Below are 23,332 nucleotides of genomic sequence, written 5' to 3'. Positions count from 1 at the left end.
TCTGCAATGAACAGCATCCTAAAAACAATTTTTATTATTGAAGATCAAGGCAGTATACGGGCTTAAGTGACTGCCAAATTATATTAGGAAATCTAAAGGTCATGGCCTCATTTGAATTTTTAGACGATGGACAAACCGATAACAACGGTCAAGCCCGTTTTACTGTGTTTGGTGTTGGTGGCGGCGGTGGTAATGCTGTACAACACATGGTGCAATCTGACATTAAAGGTGTGAAATTTGTTTGTGCAAATACAGACAAGCAAGCCCTTGATCGCATGAATGCGCCTTTTAAAATGCAACTTGGTGAGCAAAGCACACGTGGTTTGGGTGCTGGCGCTAATCCAGATGTAGGTCAAATTGCTGCTGAAGAAAGCCGTGAGCAAATCCGTCAACATCTTGAAGGTGCGGATATGGTATTTGTGACTGCTGGAATGGGCGGTGGTACAGGTACAGGTGCTGCACCCGTTGTTGCTGAGATTGCTCAAGAAATGGGTATTCTTACCGTGGGTGTGGTGACAACACCATTTAACTTTGAAGGTCGTCGTCGTCAACGTTCGGCTGAAAAAGGGATTGAAGCATTAGAACAACATGTTGATTCTTTAATTATTATACCGAACCAACGTTTACTCAGCGTTTATGGTGACATCTCTATGCAAGATGCTTACCGTAAAGCAGATGACGTGTTGCTGAATGCGGTACGGAGTATTTTTGATCTGGTTGTTCGTCCGGGTCATATTAACCTTGACTTTGCTGACTTGAAAACTGCGATGAGTACACGTGGTTATGCAATGATGGGTGAAGGGAAGAGTAGCGGTCCAGACCGTGCTGAAGAAGCGGCACGTTTGGCGATTCGTAGTCCGTTATTGGATAATGTAAATATCATGAATGCCAAAGGGGTGTTGATTAACATCACTGGCGGTGCTGATGTGACTTTACGTGAAACTGAAGTGATCACAGATGTTGTGAACCAGATTGTTGACCTTGAAGAAGGTGAAGTGTTCTTTGGTACTGTATTTGATCCCGACGCACGTGATGAAATCCGTGTCACTGTAATTGCTACAGGTTTAACACGTAATGCCAGTGATGCAACTGAAGCAAAACGCAGAACCCATATCAGCAATGTTGCGCAATCATATAGCCAGCAAGCCAGCCACAACACTGTGGTTGATGAAGATGATGTTCCTGCGATCAATAAACGTCAAGAAGATGGTGCACCTGTTGCAGCACCAAGTTCAAGCGGTCGTTCTACGCCAATGAGTATTCAAGATTATTTGAAAAATCAACAGCGTAAATGATTGATAATTATTAAAAATAATTAATATCAACGAAAAAGGTAGTGAGATTCATTACCTTTTTTGTTTTTTATCAATGGCTAAATGTGCTAACGTATAGCGGATTTGAGAATGAAGACCGAATTAGCATGTTGAAACAACGTACCCTGAAGCGAGTCGTTAAAGCGAGTGGCATCGGACTACATAGCGGACAAAAAGTCATGATTAACTTTTTGCCACATGTGGCGGACGGGGGTATTGTATTTCGCCGTATCGATTTAAATCCACCTGTCGATCTGCCAGCAGATGCCATGCTGATTCAAGAAGCATTCATGTGTTCCAATTTGGTCAGTCATGAAACCAAGGTTGGCACCATTGAACATGTCACCAGTGCAATCGCTGGCTTGGGTATAGATAACCTGATTATAGAAGTGTCTGCTTCTGAAATACCGATTATGGATGGTAGTGCAGGTCCATTTATATACTTACTCATGCAGGGCGAATTAGTAGAACAAGACGCACCGAAAAAATTTATTCGGATTCTCAAACCTGTTGAAGCACTCATAGAAGATAAGCGCGCAATTTTTACCCCTCACGATGGTTTTCAAATCAACTTCACCATCGACTTTGATCATCCTGCTTTTGCAAAAGAATACCAATCGGCGACCATTGATTTTTCAACAGAAACATTTGTCTATGAAGTCAGCGGTGCACGTACTTTTGGTTTTATGAAAGATCTTGATTATTTAAAAGCCAATAATTTAGCCTTGGGTGCGAGCTTAGATAATGCTGTTGGCTTAGATGATACTGGCGTGGTCAATGAAGAAGGTCTACGCTTTGCAGATGAGTTTGTTCGACATAAAATTTTGGATGCAGTTGGTGACTTATACCTACTTGGACATCAAATTATTGCCAAATTCGATGGCTATAAATCGGGACATGCACTGAATAATCAACTTTTACGCAATGTTAAAAGTGATCCAAGCAGCTATGAAATTGTAACATTTGATGACGAGAAGCTGTGCCCAATTCATTTTGTCAACGTGACATAAGTCTTTGTCTTTTAGGCATTGTGTTATAGTGTAACAATAAAAAGTGTGATATCTGTCATATTTTGATCAGTTTTAATCTTAATTTAATCTAATCAGTTTACTTTTTATTGCTTGCCAAACGTAGTAAAGCTTGGCTAAGCTTAGGGTCGCTCACAAAACTAGCGGCATTTTGTAACATTTCAGATGTTGCAGGTTGTATGCTTTTTACAGTTTTATGGCGTTGTGGGGGTGTTTCAGTATTGCTGTTTTGAATACGTAAACGAACTTGCAGTTTTTGTAAATCACGAAGTTCGTTGATTTGTGATAATTGAGAAATATACTGTTTTTGAAGATAACCGAGTTGACTAATCATGGCTTGATTTTCACCGGTGATGGTCAAAATACCGTATTGATAACAGACAACTCGCCAATTCTCAGGTTGAGGAAGTAGCGGTTGAATTAATTTAGTAAGTTTTTGCCATTCGGCAACTTGCTTTGTAAGAAACGATAAGTTTCCTGTTTTTAAGTGTTGTCTTGTTGGTTGAAAGACGTTTTTTGGTTCAGACATACATGGTTCCTACATATTTATGTCCTATCTTAAGCGCTCATTTCGATAGATATCAAGGATGAGATCACTCAAGAAACTTGACTAAGAACAGTTAAAGAGGTTTTTATGCATACGCGACGTATTTTATTGGCTTTTACTTTAGCAGCTTCCGCTGCAACCGCTGCATTTGCAGACTTGGTTCAATCACCAGATCGTTTAGAGCAATTATCAAAGACTCTATCTCAAGGCTCTTATAATCCAGATGATTTAGATCTTCCTGCTTCAGCAAAGATGAATATTACTTTACGTAGCCAAGATGCGCCAATCGAGTTAAACAATGCAAGTATCGCTAAAAAATACGGTTCTAGCGCAAACTCTGCTTCTCGTTATACTGCAAACTCTCCATATTCTTGGTTAGTCACTCATCCTCTTCCAGACATGAAGCGCGTAAGCTCTGATTTTGGCGGTCGTACAATGGGTGGTCGTGCCGAACATCATTCTGGTTTAGATCTTTCAGCACCAAGTGGTACACCAATTTATGCAACAGGTCCTGGTATCGTAACCAAGTCTGGTTGGGGCACTGGTTATGGTCAATATGTAGAAATTAACCATGGCAATGGCTATATCACACGTTATGCGCATGCTTCACGTCTAATTGCCCGTGTGGGTGATCAGGTGAAGGCTGGTGAACATATTGCCAACGTGGGTTGTACCGGTCGTTGCACAGGCCCACATTTGCATTACGAAGTAGTGAAAGATGGTCAACGTAAAAATCCATCTTCTTACTTAGCCATGTTGCCATAACGCTAAACATTTGATTGTTGAGCTTATGACTGATGCTCTGTATGCATGGTTGAATTCGTAGTCGCGATGAATTAAATACTGTATTCAGACTATCATCAAATAAAAAATTATTTTGTATAAAAAACCGCCTTTATTGGCGGTTTTTTGTTATTTTAAGTGTTAATTAGTCAACAACTATTTAGTTGCTAAATAATCCTTACAATCTGCATTTGGCTGTAACGATAACTTAACAGGCCTAAAACATGATACATATAATATATAGAAAACTATTCAAGGAGTAAGTGGGAAATGGCGTATTATGGTGATAGCGACGCTCAGGAAACACAAGAATGGCAAGATGCCTTTGATTCAGTGCTCCAGCATATGGGTACGGATCGTGCTGCGTTTTTATTAGAAAAATTATATCAACAAGCAATTTCGAAGCATGTACCTATTCAGCGTCTAAATACCCCTTATTTAAATACCATTCCAGTTGAAGAATCTCCAGCGATGCCAGGCGACCAAGATATGGAGCGTCGTATTCGAGCATTAATTCGTTGGAATGCTTTGGCAATGGTTCTACGTGCCAATAAAACAGGTGATGACTTAGGTGGTCACTTGGCAAGTTTTGCGTCTTCAGCAACCCTATATGATGTCGGTTTTAACCATTTCTTCCGTGCCAATAGTGATAGCTTTGGTGGCGACATGATCTATTACCAAGGTCATTGTGCACCAGGTATTTACGCACGTTCATTTTTAGAAGGTCGTTTGACTGAAGATCAATTGAGTAATTTCCGTCGTGAAGTGGGTGGTCAAGGGCTTTCAAGTTATCCTCATCCTTACTTAATGCCAGATTACTGGCAGTTCCCAACCGTTTCGATGGGCCTTGGTCCAATCATGTCAATTTATCAAGCGCATATTCAAAAGTACTTGATGAATCGTGGTTTGATCAAAGAAGAAAACCGTAAGGTTTGGGCGTATCTTGGCGATGGTGAAATGGATGAGCCAGAAAGCTTAGGTGCAATCTCGCTTGCGGGTCGCGAAAAATTAGACAACTTAATCTGGGTGGTTAACTGTAACTTACAGCGTCTAGATGGTCCTGTACGTGGTAACGGTAAAATCATTCAAGAGCTAGAGTCACTGTTCCGTGGTGCAGGCTGGCGTGTGATTAAGGTGGTCTGGGGTCGTCATTGGGATCCTTTATTGGACAAAGACACCTCAGGTGCTTTAAAAGCCCGTATGGATGAAACGCTAGATGGTGAATACCAACGTTACCAAGTAAAAGGGGGCGCTTATACCCGTGAAAAATTCTTTGGTAAGTACCCAGAAGCTGCGGAGTTGGTAAAAGGCTTAAGTGATGAAGATATTGATAATCTGAATCGCGGTGGTCATGACCCATACAAAGTATATGCCGCGTATGCAGCAGCAATGACCAGCAATGGTCAACCGACTGTAATCTTAGCGAAAACAGTGAAAGGTTATGGTTTGTCTGACGAAATTGAAGCTGTCAACAAAACCCACCAAATCAAGAAAATGCAACACGATTCATTGAAATATGTGCGTGACCGTTTCAATTTACCATTCTCTGATGAGCAACTTGAAGAGCTTCCATTCTATCGTCCAGGTGAAAACTCACCTGAATTGAAATATATGAAAGCACGTCGTGAAGCTTTAGGTGGTTATTTACCTGCACGTCGTAAAGACAGTGAAGTATTGGCGATTCCTGAGATTTCAGTATTTGATGGCGTGCTTAAAGGCAGTGGTGGTAAAGAACAATCAACCACGATGGTTATGGTGCGTTTGATTGCTGCATTGTTAAAAGAAAAAGCCATTAAAGACCGTGTTGTGCCTATCGTACCTGATGAAGCGCGTACCTTTGGTTTAGAAGGCATGTTCCGTCAGTTGGGTATCTATGCTGCGCATGGACAAAACTATACCCCAGAAGACCAAGAACAGCTCATGAACTATCGTGAAGCAAAAGATGGTCACATGTTGCAAGAAGGGATCAATGAAGCAGGTGCAATGAGCGCTTGGTCAGCATTGGGTACCAGTTATTCAACCAATAACTTACCAATGATTCCGATGTATATGTATTACTCAATGTTTGGTTTCCAACGTATTGGGGATATTGCATGGGCAGCGGGTGACTCTCAGGCACAAGGCTTCTTGTGTGGTGCAACAGCTGGTCGTACAACATTAAATGGTGAAGGTTTACAACACCAAGATGGTCATTCTCATATCTTGGCAGGAACGATTCCAAACTGTGTAGCGTATGATCCTTGCTTTGGTTATGAGTTAGCTGTGATTGTGCATGATGGTTTACAACGTATGTATGTGAATCAAGAACGTGTGTTCTATTACTTGACGCTCATGAATGAAAACTATGACCAACCTGCATTGCCTGAAGGTGCTGAAGAAGGCATCAAACGTGGTATGTACTTGTTCAATAAAGATGAAAAAGCCACAGTTCAGTTATTGGGTTCAGGCGTGATTCTGCGTGAAGTGATTAAAGCTGGGCAAATTTTACGTGATGAATACCAAATCCATTCCAATGTTTGGAGCGTAACAAGCTTCAATGAATTGGCACGTGATGGTATGGCTGTTGAAGAATACAATCGCCTACATCCACTTGAAGACGGTAAAGAGTCTTGGGTTTCTCAGCAATTACGTGACACGGATGGTATTGTTGTTTCAGCAACAGATCATATGCGTGCCTATAGCGAACAGATCCGTGCTTACCTTCCAGATAGCCGTCCATATGTAACATTGGGTACAGATGGTTATGGTCGTTCAGATACACGCAGTAATTTGCGTAGTTACTTTGGTGTAGATGCGGCACATATTGTGGTTGCAACATTGAAAAAACTTGCTGATGAAGGTGAAGTTGATCCACGTTTAGTGAAAGATGCAATCTCTTCATTTGAACTTGATGTTGATCGTCCAGTTGCATGGTTACCGCAAGCGCATCCATCTGTACAAGAAGTTGCTGCTTATACTGAAGTGACAGAGGAGAAATAATGATGCAAGTTAAAACTCCTGATATTGGCGTTGATAAGGCCACTGTTGCAGAAATCTTGGTGAAAGTCGGGGATACCATCGCTGTTGATGACAGTATCGTTCTACTTGAGTCAGACAAAGCCTCTGTTGAAGTGCCAAGCACTTCAGCAGGTGTGGTTAAAAGTATTGCTGTTACGGAAGGTGATGAAGTTTCAGAAGGTGCTGTGTTGATCGAAGTTGAATCTGCGGATGCAACTGCGACAGAAACACCAGCACAGCCTGCTCAAGAAGCTGCAAAAACTGAACCTGCTGTGGAAACTAAAGCTGAACCTGTGGCATCTGCTGCACCTTCAGCATCTGCGCCAGCTTCATCTCAAACAGTTGAAGTTCAAGTGCCAGATATTGGTGTTGAAAAAGCTTTGGTCGGCGAAGTTCTGGTTAAAGTGGGCGACGAAATTGCGGTAGATGACAGCATCGTCGTAGTGGAATCGGATAAAGCAACGGTTGAAGTTCCAAGTACAGTTGCCGGCACTGTTGAAAGTGTTGTGGTCAAAGAAGGCGATAATGTTAAAGAAGGTGTGGTACTGATTACAGTGAAAACTGTAGGCGCTACAACGACTTCGGCGGCAGCACCTGCTGAAGCGCCTCAACAAGCGTCAGCAACACCAACTCAAGCTGCTGCACCAGAAGCATCAGCGCCAGCCCAATCGGGTAAAGTTGAAGTTGCTGTTCCTGATCTTGGTGTAGATAAAGCAACAATTTCTGAAATCTTGGTGAGCGTAGGCGATCAAGTTGAAAAAGACCAAAGCCTTTGCGTTGCTGAGTCGGATAAAGCCTCTGTAGAAGTACCAAGTACGGTTGCAGGGACAGTGACGGCGATCCATGTGGAATTGAATCAGTCTGTAAGTCAGGGCACTGCTTTGGTGACGATTGAAGCACAAGGTCAGACTGCACCAGCACCGAAAGAAAAACCAGCCGCTCAAGCATCACAAGCTGCATCAGCACCAGCCGCGAAAACGACAGCATCAGCGCCAAAAGCTGAAGTGGCCGTTGCTCAAGTGGGTACTGAAAAGTTATCTAAAGCACAACAAGCTGAAAATGCCAAAGTTTATGCAGGTCCAGCCGTGCGTAAGCTTGCGCGTGAACTGGGTGTGGTTTTATCACAAGTCGAGGCCTCTGGCCCTCATGCACGGGTGATGAAAGATGATGTTTTTGCTTTTGTTAAAGCCAAATTGACTGCACCACAAGCAGCAGCTCAAACAACTGCTGCGCCAGCCGCTTCAGGTTTGCCTGCATTACCAGATTTCAGTGCATTTGGTGGTAGTGAAATTGCACCAATGACGCGTTTACAGCAAGTGTCTGTACCGCAATTGTCATTAAACAATTTTATTCCGCAAGTGACACAATTTGATTTAGCAGATATTACTGAACTAGAAGCTTGGCGCGGTGAGTTAAAAGGGAAATTTAAGCAAGATGGTATTAGCTTAACGATCCTTGCCTTTATTGCAAAAGCGGTGGCGTTCTTACTTAAAGAAGAGCCTTATTTTGCAGGTCACTTGGCAGATGATCAAAAGTCTGTGCTGTTGCGTAAAGAAATCCATATGGGAATCGCTGTGGCGACACCAGATGGTTTAACTGTTCCAGTATTGCGTAATCCTGATCAAAAATCGATTAAGCAAATTGCCATTGAATTGGGTGAGTTAAGTAAAAAAGCACGTGATAAGAAACTTTCTCCGAAAGACTTACAAGGTGCAAACTTTACTATTACTAGCCTAGGTTCAATTGGTGGTACTGCATTTACGCCATTGGTGAACTGGCCGCAAGTTGCGATTTTGGGTATCTCACCTGCAACGATGCAACCAGTATGGAATGGCTCAGGCTTTGATCCAAAACTGATGTTGCCATTGTCATTGTCTTATGACCATCGTGTGATTAATGGTGCGGATGCTGCGCGATTTACCAATAAATTGACCAAGTTGTTATCAGATATTCGTAACATCTTGCTTTAAGTTTTAAATTATAGAAGACCTCGCTTTAGGCGAGGTTTTTTATATGCGTCTGATTTCGTTTTATCAACAATTTTCAAACCTGCTTTAAAGTCATTATTCAATATAGTCAATCTGTCAAAAAACTCAGGCACAAGAATATAATTTCTCCTAATTAATATTTTCAACTAAATCAATCGGCGACATCCCTGTCGCCCCACGATGGGATAACCATCTAGGGTTCAAAATTAGTGAAGAAACGAAATTGAATTCATCCTCTGCGGGCATTAAAAATGCTTCGGCACGATATTTTTTGAAGTTTATCTGAGCTTTAAATTTTTTAATTTTTAAAAATTGAAAATGATTGATAAAGCGTTGTAGAATAGCTGTACTTCATTGGGGAGTAGCCGCTGTTTGTCATCTGCGAGATGATAAATGGGTGATGATCAACATAATTACTCAACAGAGTATGGTCATCATAGCAAAGAACCAATTTAGCTGAAGGTGTTTACTCAGCTATCTTTTGTTGGCAAGACCTTTGATTTATCACTCCGCGTTGAATAGGCGACTATTCATATTGGCTAGCAGGAGGGGTAAGTCATCGGTAAATATTGCTAGCCAGAGACTTTGAAATGTTAAATGCCTTCCTCATCTCTTTAGTGGTTGTCGCTTTATCCGAAATGGGCGATAAAACACAACTGCTCGCATTACTTCTTGCTGCACGTTTTCGTAAACCTATTCCTATTTTATTTGCAATTTTATTAGCAACTATTGTCAATCATGGCGTATCGGCTGTACTTGGTCAGTGGATTACCACAGTCCTTAGCCCGACAGTGTTACTTTGGATTGTGTCACTTGGCTTTATTGGTATGGCTGGGTGGATGTTAATTCCAGATGAATTGGATGATGAATCTGAAAGTATTAATAAATGGCAAAAATATGGGGTCTTTGGTGCAACCTTTGTATTATTCTTCCTTGCAGAAATTGGGGATAAAACCCAAATCGCCACAGTGGCACTTGCTGCACGCTTTGACAGCATCGGTTGGGTAACTCTAGGTACGACATTGGGGATTATGCTGGTCAATGCACCTGCCGTATTTATTGGCAATAAATTGGCAGATAAATTACCTATTGCTCTGATTCATAAAATTGGAGCTGCAATCTTCTTTATTATTGGTGTCGCCGCTTTAGTTCAGCATTACTTTTTTTAAGCGCAATTTTCCAAGCTGATTGAACATCAATAAAGTCATCTATTTTTAAAGCTGAAAACCCAACTTAATGTTGGGTTTTTTATTATTCTGAGAATGATGACACAAATAATCTTTAAACTTAGGTTGTAGATTTATTGTAACTTTGAAGAAAACCTTATATGTTGTATGGGATAACTAAAGATTTATTTTAAAAAAGGTTTTGGGGTTTCTGGTATGGCTTTAGATCGCACCACGTCGCAAGTTTTGTTTGATAATGGCACTCATAAATGTATAAGTTTTACCAGTTTGGTGAAAGGTGAAGGTGTACAAGCCAATCAGTTTCTTATTTTAAATAATGAACGTGCAGCAGTATTAGATCCGGGCGGTGATTTGACTTATGTGCCCCTGACCATGGAGCTCAATAAATACACCCGATTACAAAATCTAGACTATGTCATGGCATCTCACCAAGACCCTGATATTATTACCTCAATGCCGCGTTGGTTGGTCTATACCGATGCCAAAGTGGTCGCATCTAAATTATGGGCACGCTTTTTACCTCATTTAAACTCAGCATTTATGAGTGACCGTATGAAGGGGGGCTGGTTAGAACGTCTGATCGAATTGCCTGACCAAGGTGGCTCTATTCCATTGGGAGAAACCCGCATTATCGTGGTTCCTGCGCATTTCTTACATTCCGTTGGAAATTTCCAGTTTTATGATCCAATTTCAAAAATTTTATTCTCAGGTGATATGGGTGCATCGATTGTTGATGATGCCTCGAAACCAATTGAAGATTTTGCAATGCACATTCCAACCATGCATGGTTTTCATCAGCGTTATATGTGTACCAATCGGGTAATTCGTTTATGGGTGAAAATGGTGCGTCAAATGGATATTGAAATGATTGTGCCGCAACATGGTAAGCCATTTATTGGTAAAGAGATGATTCATCAGTTTTTAGACTGGATCGAAAATTTACAATGTGGTGTCGATTTGATGGATGAGTCCGTGTTTACCTGTCCGCAATAAAAAATTCAAAAAAGATATTGAGTTTGAGTGCGACTTTTTTTAGGATTTTCTTGCCAAAATTTTAAATTGATAACGAGAATCTTAAAAAAATGTTGTCACAAATCTCAGCACAGGATGCGTGCTTAAGTTGCGGGGCGTGTTGCGCCTTTTTCCGAGTCTCATTTTATTGGGCAGAAGGAGAAGCCATGCCGCCAGATTATGTCGAACCTTTGACAGCCGTGTATTCTTGTATGCAGGGCACCAATCAAAAGCAACCGCGTTGTGTGGCATTAAAGGGTGAGATTGGACAGCAAGTCAGCTGTAGTATGTATGAGCAACGGAGTTCTTCATGCAAACAGGTACATGCTGGGGATTCACAATGTGCAAAAGCAAGACAAGGCTATGGTTTAATTCCCCTGATCGAAATAGAAGTCGCTACCCCCAGCAATGATGAAGACTTTGATCAGGTGTGTTAACGCTTCATTGGGAAAATTTAGGATATTAAAGCAGAGACTGTAAGTCGACAGTCTACTGTAGTGTTAAATCCACGGTAATTTTATATTCAAAGCCCATTTTTATTTCAATAAGATACTGAAAAATAAAGTGTGATCGAGAATAAGATAAATCCGCACAATAAAAAATGAAAATTGAACGGAAATTTGTATATAATAGCTCACGGAAATTACCAGCGAGACTGTTATGTTGACCATCGTTCAAGAAGCGCTAACCTTCGATGATGTCTTATTACTCCCTGCCTATTCTACTATCCTCCCAAAAGATGTCTCTCTAAAGACACGCCTCACACGCGGCATTCAACTGAACATCCCTATGGTTTCAGCAGCAATGGATACTGTGACTGAGTCACGTATGGCGATTGCAATGGCGCAAAACGGTGGTATTGGTATTTTACATAAAAACATGGATATTTCTGCACAAGCTGCAGAAGTTCGCCGTGTAAAAAAATTCGAAGCGGGAATGGTGAAAGATCCAATTACCGTGACACCTGAAACCACGATTCGTGATTTGATGGCAATTACACAAGCCAACAACATCAGCGGTGTACCTGTCGTTAAAGATGGCAAAGTGGTTGGGATTGTAACTGGCCGAGATACTCGTTTTGTAACGAACTTGGAACAACCAGTAAGCAATATCATGACAGGGCAAGATCGTCTTGTGACTGTTCGTGAAAATGAATCGAAAGAAAATATTCAAGCATTATTGCAAAAACACCGTATTGAAAAAGTATTGGTGGTTGATGAAAGCAATGCATTAAAAGGCTTAATTACAGTTACAGATTTCCGTAAAGCGGAATCTTATCCAAATAGCTGTAAAGATGAATTAGGTCGTTTACGTGTTGGTGCTGCAGTGGGTACTGGCGCTGAAACTCCAAGTCGTGTTGAAGCGTTAGTTGAAGCAGGCGTTGATGCGATTGTAGTGGATACAGCGCATGGTCATTCTGCGGGTGTGATCGAGCGTGTACGTTGGGTGAAAGCAAACTTCCCTCAAGTCCAAGTGATTGGCGGTAATATCGCAACGGGTGATGCTGCTTTGGCATTACTTGATGCGGGTGCAGATGCGGTGAAAGTGGGTATTGGTCCTGGTTCAATCTGTACGACACGTATCGTTGCAGGTATTGGTATGCCACAAATTTCTGCAATTGACAGTGTTGCCAATGCATTGAAAGACCAAATTCCATTAATTGCTGATGGTGGTATCCGTTTCTCTGGGGATATGGCCAAAGCAATTGGTGCTGGCGCAAGCACGATTATGGTGGGTTCACTTATGGCGGGTACTGAAGAAGCACCTGGTGAAGTTGAATTCTTCCAAGGCCGTTATTACAAAGCATACCGTGGTATGGGTTCTTTGGGTGCAATGGCTGGTGCGACGGGTTCTGCCGATCGTTATTTCCAAGATTCGAAAGCAGGCGCTGAAAAATTGGTCCCAGAAGGGATTGAAGGTCGCGTACCGTACAAAGGCCCTATGGGCAATATCGTACATCAAATGATGGGTGGTTTACGTTCATCTATGGGCTATACCGGTTCTGCAACCATTGAAGATTTACGTCAAAATGCAAAATTTGTGAAAATCACCGCTGCAGGTATGCAAGAGTCACATGTGCATGATGTAACGATTACCAAAGAAGCACCGAACTATCGTGTAGGTTAATCTTTTGTAATATTTTGATTGGAAAAAGCCGTCAGTTTATGACGGCTTTTTTATTTTGGTGTAAAGTAGTAAACCTTAAAAATTGGTTATACAACACATAATAAGTGGGTAAAAGATGAGTTATTTTGGAACAGACGGGATTCGTGGAAAATTTGGTGAACTCCCAATTACCCCAGAATTTGCACTTAAACTCGGATTTGCGGCAGGGAAAGTATTAAAGCAAATTAGCCCAAAATCAAAACCGATTGTGGTTTTAGGTAAAGATACCCGTTTATCGGGTTATATTCTTGAAGCAGCTTTACAGGCGGGTCTCAATGCGGCAGGTGTTTATGTACATTTGCTTGGACCGCTGCCGACCCCTGCAATTGCTCATTTAACCCGTGCATTGCATGCCAACTTAGGGATCGTGATTTCTGCTTCACATAACCCTTATTTTGATAATGGGATTAAATTCTTTTCAGATGAAGGGAAAAAGCTCCCAGATACGATTCAAGATGCGATTAACCAAGAGCTTGAGAACGATATCATCATTGAAGACACCGCAAACTTAGGTAAGAGTGTACGTGTTAAAGATGCCAATGGTCGTTATATTGAGTTTTGTAAATCGACATTCCCATATCATTTCAATTTACGCCATTTAAAAATTGTGGTGGATTGCGCCAATGGCGCAGCATATAGCGTAGGCCCAGCAGTATTTCGTGAATTAGGTGCAAAAGTTATTGCGCTTTATAATGAACCAGATGGTTTAAATATCAATAAGGATTGTGGTTCAACACATCCTGAAAATTTACAAAAAGCCGTGATTGAGCATCAAGCAGATTTAGGTATTGCTTTTGATGGCGATGCAGATCGTGTGGTTTTGGTCGATCGTTTTGGTAAATTGATTGATGGCGACCATATTCTGTATATTTTAGCAACCCAAGCATCTCAAAAACCGGCGGGTATCGTGGGTACAGTGATGAGTAACATGGCATTAGAATTGGCACTTGAAAAAGCCAAAGTGCCTTTTGTGCGTGCTAAAGTGGGTGATCGCTATGTATTGCAAAATTTAGAAGAAAACAACTGGGTGACTGGTGGCGAACCATCTGGTCATATTTTGACTTTAGACAAGAGCACAACAGGCGATGCAATCATTGCAGCCCTGCAAGTGTTAACAGTATTGGTTGAACAGAATAAATCTTTAGATGAATTGGTTGCAGATTTTAAAACTTTACCCAATGTTTTGGTCAATGTTCGTCTTGAACAAATGTTTGACCCATTTGCAGTGCCAGCATTGGTTGCCGAGTTTGATAAAGTAGAAGCCACACTTAAAGGACGTGGGCGAATTTTAATTCGTAAGTCAGGGACGGAACCGATCATCCGTGTTATGGTAGAAGGCGATAATCTGCAAGAAGTAACTGATTTGGCAAATCATTTAGCAGATGCTGTTCGTCAAAATGCGGCTTAAAATATTGTATCGTCTGTAGAAGGTTTTGCTTCATGCGTGATGTAATTAAAGACTTAAGTGAGCTTCGCCTTACTTATCAAAAAGGTGAACTACATGAGGAGCAGGTGGATGCTCATCCTCATGCGCAGTTTCTCAATTGGTTTAATTTGGCTTTAGAAGCAAAACTGCATGAACCCTATGCAATGTCGTTGGCAACTGCAAATGCACAAGGGCGTCCACATGTGCGTACTGTGTTATTGCGTGGAGCCACTGAGGCTGGTTATGATTTTTATACCAATTATGATAGCCAAAAAGGCTTAGATTTAGCTGAAAATCCTTATGCAGAATTGCTATTCTATTGGCCTGAGTTAGAACGTCAGGTTCGTGTGGGTGGTCAAGTTCAGAAAATATCTGAACAAGAATCTACAGATTATTATCATAAGCGTCCGCGTGATAGCCAAATTGCAGCGCATATCAGTACCCCACAAAGTGGCGTGATTGAAAGTCGTGAACATCTACAACAGCGTTTTCAAGCGTTGTATGATCAAGTGGCTGAAAAAAATGAATTGGCTAAACCCGAATTTTGGGGAGGCTATCGTTTAGAGCCAACGTATTATGAATTCTGGCAAGGCCGCCCAAATCGCTTACATGATCGCCTCACTTATGAAAAAGTAGGTGGATCTTGGGCAATACAACGTTTGATGCCATAAATGCAAAAATTAAAAATTAAACAACGACCTTTGATTACACGCCCTGAAAACTTTCAGGGCGTGTTACCCTTTATTGCGGAAATTTTGGCCCGTCGTGGTGTGCAATCTGAACAAGAATTAGACTTAAAACTTAAATATTTACTTGCACCAGAAATGAAAGGTTTGGAGCAAGCCATTCAAATAATTGATCAAGCTTTAGATCAAGATAAAAAAATTGTGATTGTTGGCGATTATGATGCAGATGGTGCCACCAGTACCGCACTGATGATGCTGGCTTTACGAGAAATGGGCGCCAATGTTGAATACCTTGTTCCAGATCGTTTTAAATATGGTTATGGCCTAACCCCTAAAATTGCCGACTTGGCTTTTGAAAAATATCAGCCTGATCTATTAATTACGGTCGACAATGGAATTTCCAGTCATGCAGGTGTAGCACAAGCGCAGTCACATGCAATGCAGGTGATTATCACCGATCACCATTTAACAACCAAGGAAACGCCTCAGGCTGAAGCGGTTGTTAACCCAAATCAGTTAGGGTGCGAATTTCCAAGTAAGGCTTTGGCTGGCGTTGGCGTGGCATTTTACCTATTGGCAAAGTTAAGTAGCCATCGGGCAAAACTGGGGAAATCGGCTGCAAAAATGCCGCAATATTTGGATTTGGTTGCTTTGGGCACTTATGCCGATGTTGCCAGCCTCGACCATAACAATCGTATCTTAGTGGATGCAGGGGTTAAACGGATTCAACAGAATCAATGTCGTGCTGGGATTAGTGCCTTATTAGACATCGCAGCGCGAGATCCTGCTGAGTTAAAAGCCTCTGATTTAGGTTTTGTGTTAGGGCCTCGTCTTAATGCCGCAGGGCGTATGGAAACCATGGACATCGGTATTGAATGTCTTTTGGCAACCGATACGCAGACAGCTCATGCTTTGGCACGCCAGCTCAATGATTTAAACTTAGAACGCCGTCAAGTTGAGTCGGAGATCAAACAAGAGGCTTTGGCAGCGCTGGAAAATCTACAGCTTGATCAAGATCATTTACCCGCAGCGCTGGTCATGTTTGAAGAGCATTGGCATCAAGGGGTGATTGGTATTGTGGCAGGGCGTTTAAAAGAGCAATTTCATCGCCCCAGTATTGTATTTGCGGCAGATAAAGACGGGATTCATATCAAAGGTTCCGCACGTTCGATTGATGGTATTCATATTCGAGACAGTATTGAAAAAGTTGCTGAGCAATATCCTGATTTGATTAGTCATTTTGGTGGGCATGCGGCGGCGGCGGGTTTGACCATTCAAAAGCAACATTTTGAAGAATTTAAACAACGGTTTACTGAGTTGGTTGCTCAATCAGATGATGCACTATTCCAAGCGGTGTTGTGGACGGATGGTGAATTACCTGCTCAGGCATTTCAACTGCAAACTGTAGATACTTTGGCGCAATTGGGGCCGTGGGGGCAAAAGTTTCCTGCACCGGTATTTGAAGGGCGTTTTAAAGTCATCGATTATCGTTGGTTAAAGGAAGTGCATCTGAAATTGCGTTTAGCTTTGGAAAATGGCCAACCGATTGATGCGATTGCCTTTAATGTACGCGATAAATTCAATTTTGATCCCATGCAAGATATGGTACGTATTGTTTATGAATTGGATAAAAATCAATTTAATGGCAATGTGAGTTTACAGTTAAGAATGCTGCATTTAGAACAGTAAATTTAGAGATTAAAAAACCGCTTATACAAGAGCGGTTTTTTAAAGTTTACCAATAATTAGAAGCGGTAAGCAGCGCGAAGACCATAGATATTATCGTCATCTTCAAAATCAACAGAACCTTCTAAGCTGATTTGTTGAGTAAAGAATTTTTTTGCACGAATTGTAAAGCTGTCTTCATCAGTACCATCAGTGCGGTTACCTGAATAAGCCAATCCGACACTGAAAGTTTTATCTAGGTATAAATCTGTACCTACGCTGTAAGCATCGGTATCACCAAAGCTTGCACCACCTTCAAAATTTATGTCATAGCGACCCACTTGAGTGACATATTTAGCACGGATAGTTGGATCTATATCATCATTAAAATCATTATCATAGCCTGCTAAACCCACTGCAATCAAAAGCCCCGGGATTGGCAAGTAACCTACTTCAGCAGAGTAAGTTGTTGTATCTAAATCATCGACATGATCGGCCTTAGCTGTAGAGCGTCCAATAGCAGCACTTGCATAAAAATCGGTATTTGGAACGAAATATTCAATACCAACACCATAAGCTGTTACATCGTAGGCATCATAATCGATATAGCTAATCCCAGCATTTACGTTGCTTGCGCGATCTAGAAAGGCAGCTTCGTTTAATGGGTTATTTTTAACTTGAACAGGGTTAAAATAATATGTTCCATCAATAGCAAAACCAGTAGATGTATCCCCTTTATCTGGATCAACAATACCGAGTGAACCACCGATTTCAGCTTGGTATGCATGTGCAGACCCAAAAGAACTAGCAAGTAATGCAGCAAATAAAGTTTTCTTAAACATTGTGTGACCCTTTTGTTATAAAAATATTAATTTTTTGTTACAAATCGCATTGTATGTAAATTAATCTCTATGTCAAGGCTAAAGATCTGAAAATTAAAAGTTTGCTGTCCCAAGATATAAAAACGATGCTTAAAAAATGGGTAACTAAGTCAAGCTTTAAGCAATCCATAACAATAATAGAAATAGCCAATAGATTCGGTTTAAAGGCTTTTAATCGGTCTTTTTTATGTCTTAATTTTTTAAGATAGATCGATTTAAAATTATTTAATTCATTATTTATCAAAATATTATAATTTATTTTGTTCTTTAGTCTTGTCTTAAGACTTATTAAGATATATCTTAATATGCATAAATTAATCAATTTGAGAAAAATAAAGATGAAATCAGAGCGACATGATCATTCACAAAATGATTTTGAGCATCGTGAACAGCATACCGAACGGGGCTATGGTGGACGACGAGGTCGGTTGTTTGAATCGGGTAAAATGAAGCTTTTGGTTTTACATCTGATACAGCAACAGCCAAAGCATGGTTATGAAATTATCAAAGCCATCAGTGATCTGGTCGGTGGAGGCTATACTCCAAGTTCAGGCACAATCTATCCAACCCTGACCTATCTTGAAGAAATTGGTTTTGTGCATGCTGAAAATACAGAAGGTGATCGTAAGCAATATCACATTACTGATGCTGGAAAATTACATTTAAAAGAGCAGCATGCACATATCAAACACTTATTAGAGCGTTTGGAAACTCGACGCGAAATTCATGAAAACGACCAATATTTGGATATTCATCGTGCGATGGAAAACTTAAAAACATCATTACGCTTAAAGCTCAAGGGTAAAGATTTTGATGCTGAACAAGTTAGACAAGTCGCTGAAAAAATTGATCAAGCCGCCGTAGAAATTGGGCGTTTATAACAGTGCAATAATGGGGCAATAATAGGGCAATAGAAGGTTTAGGTGAGACATGAGTATTGAGGTACAACAAAAGCTGCGGCATGCAAATTTAAAAGTGACCCAAGCAAGAGTGATTGTATTCAAAGCGCTGTTGGACCAAAAAACACAACTGACAGCAAAGCAGATTTATCAGCAGTTATATGTACAAAATAAGCAGATCAGCTTATCGACCATATATCGAGTGGTGAGCGATTTAGAAAAAGTCGGTCTGATTACTCAAAATCTGCATGGCAGAGATGAAGCCAAATATGCTTTGCCTTATTTATCCGAAGTGGAGTCACTCAATATTCAATGTGCTGACCTAACCCAGATCAATAAAGCATCTTTGATCGCTTCACTGGAACAGGTTTTTCAAGCGTTTGATATTGATGTTTTGGATATTAAATTTAGTACGACATGAGGGTCTGTTGACATTTCATAAATGGCTTGCGTTGTAGGTTAAAATTGAGCAGGCAAGGCATGAAACGAAGAGAATAGCGAGACTATTTTCGAGTTTCATAACGAAGGCTGAGATAATTTTAGCCACAACCCTTCGGGACTAGCGTGTTTTTTGCCGCTACGTCGTTTCGAAATACTCATTTAGAATGACTAAATTTCGTATCTCGCGCCTAGTATCGTCTAAAAAACACACGTAGTCGCAAACGTAGACGAATTGTCAACAGACCCTTCATTAAACCCAGCCGAATATTTAACAAGTTAGAGAAATCTTATGAAACAACATCAATATTATGTGACTGTTCAACATCTTGCAGATGCGCAAGGTCATCCGTCAACCTACAATGAAAATATCGAATTTAACGTGGGCAATCACGATGATATTTTCCAAATCGTAGAGCGCTTAAAAGCTGCTGAGTTTTTTGATGAAGAAACCACTAAAGCGTTTGCGGTAGGATTAAAACTCTTTTTAGAAGTCATGATTACCCACCGTGATCATGTACTATTTCAAGACTTTGAACCCGCAGTTAAACAATTTATGAAAAACCTAAAGCAGAACGTCAAGAAAAATGCCTGATTTAAAACCAGAGATCAAGATCGAAAATAGACCCGATCAACATAAACCTGCCATGATTTTTGCTGGAATTCCGAAATTACCAGCAAAATATGCAGGGTGGATTATGCCGTTCATACTATCAGCTTTGATGAGTGCGACCATTTCCATGATTAATTTATGGAAAAATGTGGGGTGGTTCGATGGATTTTTTGCAAAATGGTTTAGCGTCTGGCTATTTTCATGGATGATTGCCTTTCCCACAGTATTAATTTTTTTACCTCTGGTTCGCCGTTTCACAGGCTTATTTGTAGATCTTACGCCACCACCTTCTGCTTAATTCGATCAAGACTTTGAACATGCTATAGGGTGATGACGGGTCTATAAACATTTCAGAGAATATTCAACTTGGTAAAGTATTGCTCCCAGATCTTGTAATCAGAAACTGCATAACAAAAACCAAACTATTATTGTCCTATTCATGGTATTCAGCGTATTAAGATAGCTATAGGTCGATGTATATAAAACCGATAAGCTAAATAAAATGAAATTGTAGATGTTGCAATAACGTCCTGAGCTGATGGACAAATTTAGGATAACAAAATGACCAATACCAACTATACCGAGATTTCTAACTCTGACGATTGTGAAAAATATGTGAATCAGTTCATTCAAGATTTTCCAATCCGTTCAGCAGAAATAGGCAAAGGCACCGTCATTAAACGTGCATTACCCAGTCGTCAAAAACGCATGATTGGCGCATGGTGCTTTTTAGATCACGCTGGCCCAGTCGTATTTCCTCAGGGAGATGGATTGGATGTCGGACCGCACCCGCATATTGGGTTACAAACCTTCACTTGGATGATCGAAGGGACGATGATGCATACAGACAGCATCGGCTCTAAACAATTGATTCGTCCTAAACAAGTGAATCTGATGACGGCGGGTTATGGAATTTCCCATACAGAAGTTGCTCCCGATACTGAAACGAGAATGCATGCTGCACAGCTTTGGATTGCACTGCCTGATGATAAGATCAATATGGCCCCGCAGTTTGATCATTATCCAGAATTACCCATCGTAGAGCAGGACCATATTGAATTTACAGTTTTAGTCGGTGAATTCATGAATACCAAATCTCCTGTCAAAGTGCATACGGAATTAGTCGGGATCGATTTTTTTGCAAAAGAATCAACCAAGACACGTATTCCACTGAATCCTCATTTTGAATATGGATTTATGGCATTAGAAGGTGAAGCAACAGTAAATGGTCATGATTTAAATAGTGACAATATGGTGGTGATTGAACCTGGAATTTCACAGATTGAGGTTGAATTACCAAAAGGCTCGCGTTTACTGTTGATTGGTGGAGAACCTTTTGAGTCGCCTATATTACTGTGGTGGAATCTTGTGGGCAGAACACAGGAAGAACTAAAAACGGCAACAGAACAATGGGCAAATCAGGATACCCGTTTTGGAACGATCCCTGATTATGATGGTCCACGTTTAGAAGCACCGGCATTCCCAGACAAGATGCGAGCATCGAAGTGATGTGCTGCATTGCGCATTGCCGATCTTTAGACAGGGATTCAAAGTAAATAACCTGAGTTCGATATAAAACTCTTGATGAAAATATGATACTCGGAAACGTCATCCGCAACTGTCTGAGGCAGGACTTCATTGATAAAGTGTTGTTTCTGCGATTCATTGAATGCGTTGCTGGTGGTTGATGAGTTTTGCGGATGACAATGGTTTTGCCTACTTTTGTCGAAACAAAAGTAGGGCGAGCCGCAGGCTGATCCTGAAATTGAATGAGAGCTCAGTAAGACTCCGCCAAGATCATTGTTTTTCAATAAGTTAAAGATATAGTTAGATTGAACCCACGTTGAATAATTTGCGTTAAAGGCATGCTTGATCATCCTTTAGCGCAAGTGTTGCGTTTACAAAGTTTTATTTAAACGGGCATTCACTAAAAATTTAAAGATTAAAGGAAAATAAAATGGCAATTATTGCAAATGCAAAGGTAAAAACCTATCCAGAACCATGGTCAGGTGAGGTGGTGAGTGGAAAACATCAACTGATTACCGATAAACCAGAATCATTTGGTGGGCAAGACAAGGGCTTAGCACCTTATGATTTTATCTGTTCAGGTTTAATTTCTTGTACCATGATTACATTGCGTATGTATGCGCAACACAAAGGTCTTGATTTGGGTGAGTTTACAGTTGAAGCTGATTTTAATGCCAATAAAGAGGGGAAAGAATGGGTCGAGCGTCGCTTGTCTTTTGCCACTCCTTTGTCTGAAGAGTTGCATCAAAAAGTGTTAGACATTTGCCAAAAAACCCCAGTGACCAAGACTTTATTGCGTAGTGTGGAAATCAATACCACGATTATATAAAAACGGCTATGTAAAAGATGACCGTTGTCGCTGATCCATAAAAGATATTTTGTATAAAAACAAAATATCTTTTTTTTCTGTCATTAAGATTATACAAAGTTGCTTTTATTGATTATTTACAGGTGTTTGCATAAATTTTGTTATAGAACTTATCTTGATTCAAGGCTTTAAACTCTAAGTCGTCAAACGAATAAAAAGCAGCCCCCGTTTCACCATCATGGCTCAAGGTAAGGTCATCAAATTTTTTCACTAATTTACTGTTTGATGTTTTTCCTGCAAAGTAGTCAGCGCCCCGAATGGCGATGGTTTTTCCTGTGCAATCTACAATAAGCTGTTTAATAACCGATTGATATGTTGCACCTTGCTCATCTTTAATAGGGTTGGCATATTTTTCATAGATGACAGCTTGCTTAAACGAACCACGAATTTTTTGATGTGCATTTACATCAATAAAGGACTCACCCTTATTCTCAAGAGATCCCAGTAACATAAGCTTGGGTTGATATGCATATAGATTTGAACAAATAAAGAAGAAAATTAACGGGATAAGTGACTTCATTTTTATTCTCAGAATAATCAATATTGAATCTAGAGTATAAACAAAGTTGATAAAAAAATGATTTAAATACAGTAATAGAATTGTTGAAAAGTCGAGATCAATTTATAGTCGAAGGATAAAAACTGAGGCAATACAATGATTACATTACATCACCTAGATCAATCTCGTTCACTCCGTATTATTTGGGCTTTAGAAGAGTTGGGACTTGAGTATCAGATTAAGCACTATAAACGCTTGCCTACTTTTGCTGCACCCCCTGAGTTAAAAGCAGTTCATCCGCTTGGAAAGTCACCTGTATTGACTGATGGTGACCTAACCATTGCAGAATCTGCTGTGATTTTGGACTATCTTCAAGCAACCTATGATACAAAAAATCAGTTTAAGCCTCAGAATCCTAAAGACTTAATGCAATATAACTACTGGATGCATTATGCCGAGGGTTCTTTAATGCCTTATTTGTTGATGACCTTGGTCATGACCAATATGCCAAAACATGTTCCTTTTTTAATTCGCCCGATTGCAAAGAAAATTTCAGAAGGCGTCCGTGGCGGCTTTAGCAATCCTCGTTTAAAAGAACATGCAGCCTTTTTGGAAGCTTATTTTAGTCAACATGACTATGCCGCAGGTGAGTTTTCTTTTGCCGACATTCAAATGAGTTTTCCCGTGATTGCCATGCAACAAAGAACCAAAAATAAAACCCCTCGACTGGCTGCATATGCTGAACGAATTCAGCAGCGTCCAGCTTTTCAACGCGCTAAACTAAAGAGTGATGATTAAATTTTGTATATC

Annotated in this window: 22 protein-coding genes and 1 riboswitch; of the genes, 19 read left to right on the top strand and 3 right to left on the bottom strand. The window is 40.5% G+C overall.

The genetic code is table 11. The features are described from left to right. Positions 1-101: 101 nt before the first annotated feature. Both ftsZ and lpxC read left to right on the top strand, forming a co-directional pair. Entirely contained in the window at positions 102-1,295 is a 1,194-nt protein-coding gene (ftsZ, locus tag AC07WY_RS17185) for a cell division protein FtsZ (protein ID WP_004718620.1), read from the top strand. Between the two features lie 125 nt (positions 1,296-1,420). After that, positions 1,421-2,323, top strand: a complete 903-nt coding sequence (lpxC, locus tag AC07WY_RS17180) for a UDP-3-O-acyl-N-acetylglucosamine deacetylase (protein WP_016539103.1) — start codon at positions 1,421-1,423, stop codon at positions 2,321-2,323. Positions 2,324-2,420: 97 nt separating this feature from the next. Here lpxC and AC07WY_RS17175 read toward each other — a convergent pair whose 3' ends face one another. Further along, positions 2,421-2,870, bottom strand: a complete 450-nt coding sequence (locus AC07WY_RS17175) for a hypothetical protein (RefSeq protein ID WP_034611264.1) — start codon at positions 2,868-2,870, stop codon at positions 2,421-2,423. A 105-nt stretch (positions 2,871-2,975) separates the two neighbouring features. Here AC07WY_RS17175 and AC07WY_RS17170 point away from each other — a divergent pair, with 105 nt between their 5' ends. The 10 genes from AC07WY_RS17170 (at position 2,976) to recJ (ending at position 16,821) form a co-directional block, all read left to right on the top strand. Continuing rightward, positions 2,976-3,653, top strand: coding sequence for a M23 family metallopeptidase (locus AC07WY_RS17170; protein ID WP_004718614.1), 678 nt, complete (start codon positions 2,976-2,978; stop codon positions 3,651-3,653). A 288-nt stretch (positions 3,654-3,941) separates the two neighbouring features. Beyond that, on the top strand, positions 3,942-6,650 hold the full coding sequence (gene aceE, locus AC07WY_RS17165) for a pyruvate dehydrogenase (acetyl-transferring), homodimeric type (protein WP_004818397.1): 2,709 nt from the start codon (positions 3,942-3,944) through the stop codon (positions 6,648-6,650). Positions 6,651-6,652: 2 nt separating this feature from the next. Further along, positions 6,653-8,638, top strand: coding sequence for a 2-oxo acid dehydrogenase subunit E2 (locus AC07WY_RS17160; protein WP_494736833.1), 1,986 nt, complete (start codon positions 6,653-6,655; stop codon positions 8,636-8,638). Between the two features lie 362 nt (positions 8,639-9,000). Next, positions 9,001-9,158: riboswitch (yybP-ykoY riboswitch) on the top strand. Positions 9,159-9,246: 88 nt separating this feature from the next. Next, positions 9,247-9,825: a TMEM165/GDT1 family protein gene (locus AC07WY_RS17155; RefSeq protein WP_004818402.1), complete on the top strand. Its 579-nt coding sequence runs from the start codon at positions 9,247-9,249 to the stop codon at positions 9,823-9,825. Positions 9,826-10,038: 213 nt separating this feature from the next. Further along, entirely contained in the window at positions 10,039-10,836 is a 798-nt protein-coding gene (locus AC07WY_RS17150) for an oxygen-binding di-iron domain-containing protein (RefSeq protein ID WP_004718609.1), read from the top strand. An 89-nt stretch (positions 10,837-10,925) separates the two neighbouring features. Continuing rightward, the gene (locus AC07WY_RS17145; RefSeq protein ID WP_081407361.1) at positions 10,926-11,291 is read left to right on the top strand and encodes a YkgJ family cysteine cluster protein; all 366 of its coding nucleotides are present in this window, start codon (positions 10,926-10,928) and stop codon (positions 11,289-11,291) included. A 223-nt stretch (positions 11,292-11,514) separates the two neighbouring features. Then, positions 11,515-12,981: an IMP dehydrogenase gene (gene guaB / locus AC07WY_RS17140; RefSeq protein ID WP_004718605.1), complete on the top strand. Its 1,467-nt coding sequence runs from the start codon at positions 11,515-11,517 to the stop codon at positions 12,979-12,981. A gap of 115 nt (positions 12,982-13,096) precedes the next feature. Beyond that, positions 13,097-14,428, top strand: coding sequence for a phosphoglucosamine mutase (gene glmM, locus AC07WY_RS17135; protein ID WP_419335709.1), 1,332 nt, complete (start codon positions 13,097-13,099; stop codon positions 14,426-14,428). 32 nt (positions 14,429-14,460) lie between these two features. Next, the gene (gene pdxH, locus AC07WY_RS17130; RefSeq protein ID WP_494736810.1) at positions 14,461-15,117 is read left to right on the top strand and encodes a pyridoxamine 5'-phosphate oxidase; all 657 of its coding nucleotides are present in this window, start codon (positions 14,461-14,463) and stop codon (positions 15,115-15,117) included. Beyond that, entirely contained in the window at positions 15,118-16,821 is a 1,704-nt protein-coding gene (gene recJ, locus AC07WY_RS17125; protein ID WP_494736809.1) for a single-stranded-DNA-specific exonuclease RecJ, read from the top strand. Between the two features lie 56 nt (positions 16,822-16,877). On the opposite strand, the gene AC07WY_RS17120 is transcribed toward recJ, so the two are convergent. Further along, the gene (locus AC07WY_RS17120) at positions 16,878-17,639 is read right to left on the bottom strand and encodes a putative porin (protein WP_494736808.1); all 762 of its coding nucleotides are present in this window, start codon (positions 17,637-17,639) and stop codon (positions 16,878-16,880) included. Between the two features lie 377 nt (positions 17,640-18,016). Between AC07WY_RS17120 and AC07WY_RS17115 the strand changes: the two genes are divergently transcribed. The 6 genes from AC07WY_RS17115 (at position 18,017) to AC07WY_RS17090 (ending at position 21,984) form a co-directional block, all read left to right on the top strand. Then, positions 18,017-18,559: a PadR family transcriptional regulator gene (locus AC07WY_RS17115; RefSeq protein WP_166782950.1), complete on the top strand. Its 543-nt coding sequence runs from the start codon at positions 18,017-18,019 to the stop codon at positions 18,557-18,559. A gap of 49 nt (positions 18,560-18,608) precedes the next feature. Beyond that, a complete protein-coding gene (locus AC07WY_RS17110) occupies positions 18,609-18,998 on the top strand; it encodes a Fur family transcriptional regulator (protein WP_004718594.1) in 390 nt (129 codons plus the stop codon). A gap of 309 nt (positions 18,999-19,307) precedes the next feature. Further along, complete coding sequence (locus AC07WY_RS17105) at positions 19,308-19,610, top strand: DUF3861 domain-containing protein (RefSeq protein ID WP_004718593.1); 303 nt, start codon at positions 19,308-19,310, stop codon at positions 19,608-19,610. Beyond that, entirely contained in the window at positions 19,603-19,926 is a 324-nt protein-coding gene (locus AC07WY_RS17100; RefSeq protein ID WP_494736807.1) for a DUF2798 domain-containing protein, read from the top strand. Before AC07WY_RS17105 ends, AC07WY_RS17100 begins: the two co-directional genes overlap by 8 nt. Before the next feature lie 263 nt (positions 19,927-20,189). After that, entirely contained in the window at positions 20,190-21,137 is a 948-nt protein-coding gene (locus AC07WY_RS17095; RefSeq protein WP_494736806.1) for a pirin family protein, read from the top strand. Positions 21,138-21,585: 448 nt separating this feature from the next. Beyond that, complete coding sequence (locus tag AC07WY_RS17090; RefSeq protein WP_004718587.1) at positions 21,586-21,984, top strand: OsmC family protein; 399 nt, start codon at positions 21,586-21,588, stop codon at positions 21,982-21,984. 112 nt (positions 21,985-22,096) lie between these two features. Here AC07WY_RS17090 and AC07WY_RS17085 read toward each other — a convergent pair whose 3' ends face one another. Then, positions 22,097-22,543 carry a surface-adhesin E family protein gene (locus AC07WY_RS17085; RefSeq protein WP_348961216.1) on the bottom strand — a complete coding sequence of 149 codons (447 nt, stop codon included), beginning with the start codon at positions 22,541-22,543 and terminating at the stop codon, positions 22,097-22,099. A 135-nt stretch (positions 22,544-22,678) separates the two neighbouring features. Here AC07WY_RS17085 and AC07WY_RS17080 point away from each other — a divergent pair, with 135 nt between their 5' ends. Beyond that, on the top strand, positions 22,679-23,320 hold the full coding sequence (locus tag AC07WY_RS17080; protein ID WP_004718584.1) for a glutathione S-transferase family protein: 642 nt from the start codon (positions 22,679-22,681) through the stop codon (positions 23,318-23,320). Positions 23,321-23,332: the final 12 nt, after the last annotated feature.

Source organism: Acinetobacter sp. GW821-FHT01C12 (genome assembly GCF_059422625.1).
This window is presented reverse-complemented; position numbering and strand designations above follow the sequence as displayed.

Excerpts from the sequence above, each read along its gene's own strand:
- AC07WY_RS17085 (WP_348961216.1), bottom strand. The coding sequence starts at position 22,543 with ATGAAGTCACTTATCCCGTTAATTTTCTTCTTTATTTGTTCAAATCTA.
- AC07WY_RS17175 (WP_034611264.1), bottom strand. The coding sequence starts at position 2,870 with ATGTCTGAACCAAAAAACGTCTTTCAACCAACAAGACAACACTTAAAA.
- AC07WY_RS17095 (WP_494736806.1), top strand. The coding sequence starts at position 20,190 with ATGACCAATACCAACTATACCGAGATTTCTAACTCTGACGATTGTGAA.
- AC07WY_RS17155 (WP_004818402.1), top strand. The coding sequence starts at position 9,247 with ATGTTAAATGCCTTCCTCATCTCTTTAGTGGTTGTCGCTTTATCCGAA.
- glmM (WP_419335709.1), top strand. The coding sequence starts at position 13,097 with ATGAGTTATTTTGGAACAGACGGGATTCGTGGAAAATTTGGTGAACTC.
- AC07WY_RS17080 (WP_004718584.1), top strand. The coding sequence starts at position 22,679 with ATGATTACATTACATCACCTAGATCAATCTCGTTCACTCCGTATTATT.
- AC07WY_RS17160 (WP_494736833.1), top strand. The coding sequence starts at position 6,653 with ATGCAAGTTAAAACTCCTGATATTGGCGTTGATAAGGCCACTGTTGCA.
- guaB (WP_004718605.1), top strand. The coding sequence starts at position 11,515 with ATGTTGACCATCGTTCAAGAAGCGCTAACCTTCGATGATGTCTTATTA.
- AC07WY_RS17145 (WP_081407361.1), top strand. The coding sequence starts at position 10,926 with ATGTTGTCACAAATCTCAGCACAGGATGCGTGCTTAAGTTGCGGGGCG.
- AC07WY_RS17120 (WP_494736808.1), bottom strand. The coding sequence starts at position 17,639 with ATGTTTAAGAAAACTTTATTTGCTGCATTACTTGCTAGTTCTTTTGGG.
- AC07WY_RS17170 (WP_004718614.1), top strand. The coding sequence starts at position 2,976 with ATGCATACGCGACGTATTTTATTGGCTTTTACTTTAGCAGCTTCCGCT.
- AC07WY_RS17090 (WP_004718587.1), top strand. The coding sequence starts at position 21,586 with ATGGCAATTATTGCAAATGCAAAGGTAAAAACCTATCCAGAACCATGG.
- recJ (WP_494736809.1), top strand. The coding sequence starts at position 15,118 with ATGCAAAAATTAAAAATTAAACAACGACCTTTGATTACACGCCCTGAA.
- AC07WY_RS17105 (WP_004718593.1), top strand. The coding sequence starts at position 19,308 with ATGAAACAACATCAATATTATGTGACTGTTCAACATCTTGCAGATGCG.
- ftsZ (WP_004718620.1), top strand. The coding sequence starts at position 102 with ATGGCCTCATTTGAATTTTTAGACGATGGACAAACCGATAACAACGGT.
- pdxH (WP_494736810.1), top strand. The coding sequence starts at position 14,461 with ATGCGTGATGTAATTAAAGACTTAAGTGAGCTTCGCCTTACTTATCAA.
- AC07WY_RS17150 (WP_004718609.1), top strand. The coding sequence starts at position 10,039 with ATGGCTTTAGATCGCACCACGTCGCAAGTTTTGTTTGATAATGGCACT.
- AC07WY_RS17115 (WP_166782950.1), top strand. The coding sequence starts at position 18,017 with ATGAAATCAGAGCGACATGATCATTCACAAAATGATTTTGAGCATCGT.
- AC07WY_RS17110 (WP_004718594.1), top strand. The coding sequence starts at position 18,609 with ATGAGTATTGAGGTACAACAAAAGCTGCGGCATGCAAATTTAAAAGTG.
- AC07WY_RS17100 (WP_494736807.1), top strand. The coding sequence starts at position 19,603 with ATGCCTGATTTAAAACCAGAGATCAAGATCGAAAATAGACCCGATCAA.
- aceE (WP_004818397.1), top strand. The coding sequence starts at position 3,942 with ATGGCGTATTATGGTGATAGCGACGCTCAGGAAACACAAGAATGGCAA.
- lpxC (WP_016539103.1), top strand. The coding sequence starts at position 1,421 with ATGTTGAAACAACGTACCCTGAAGCGAGTCGTTAAAGCGAGTGGCATC.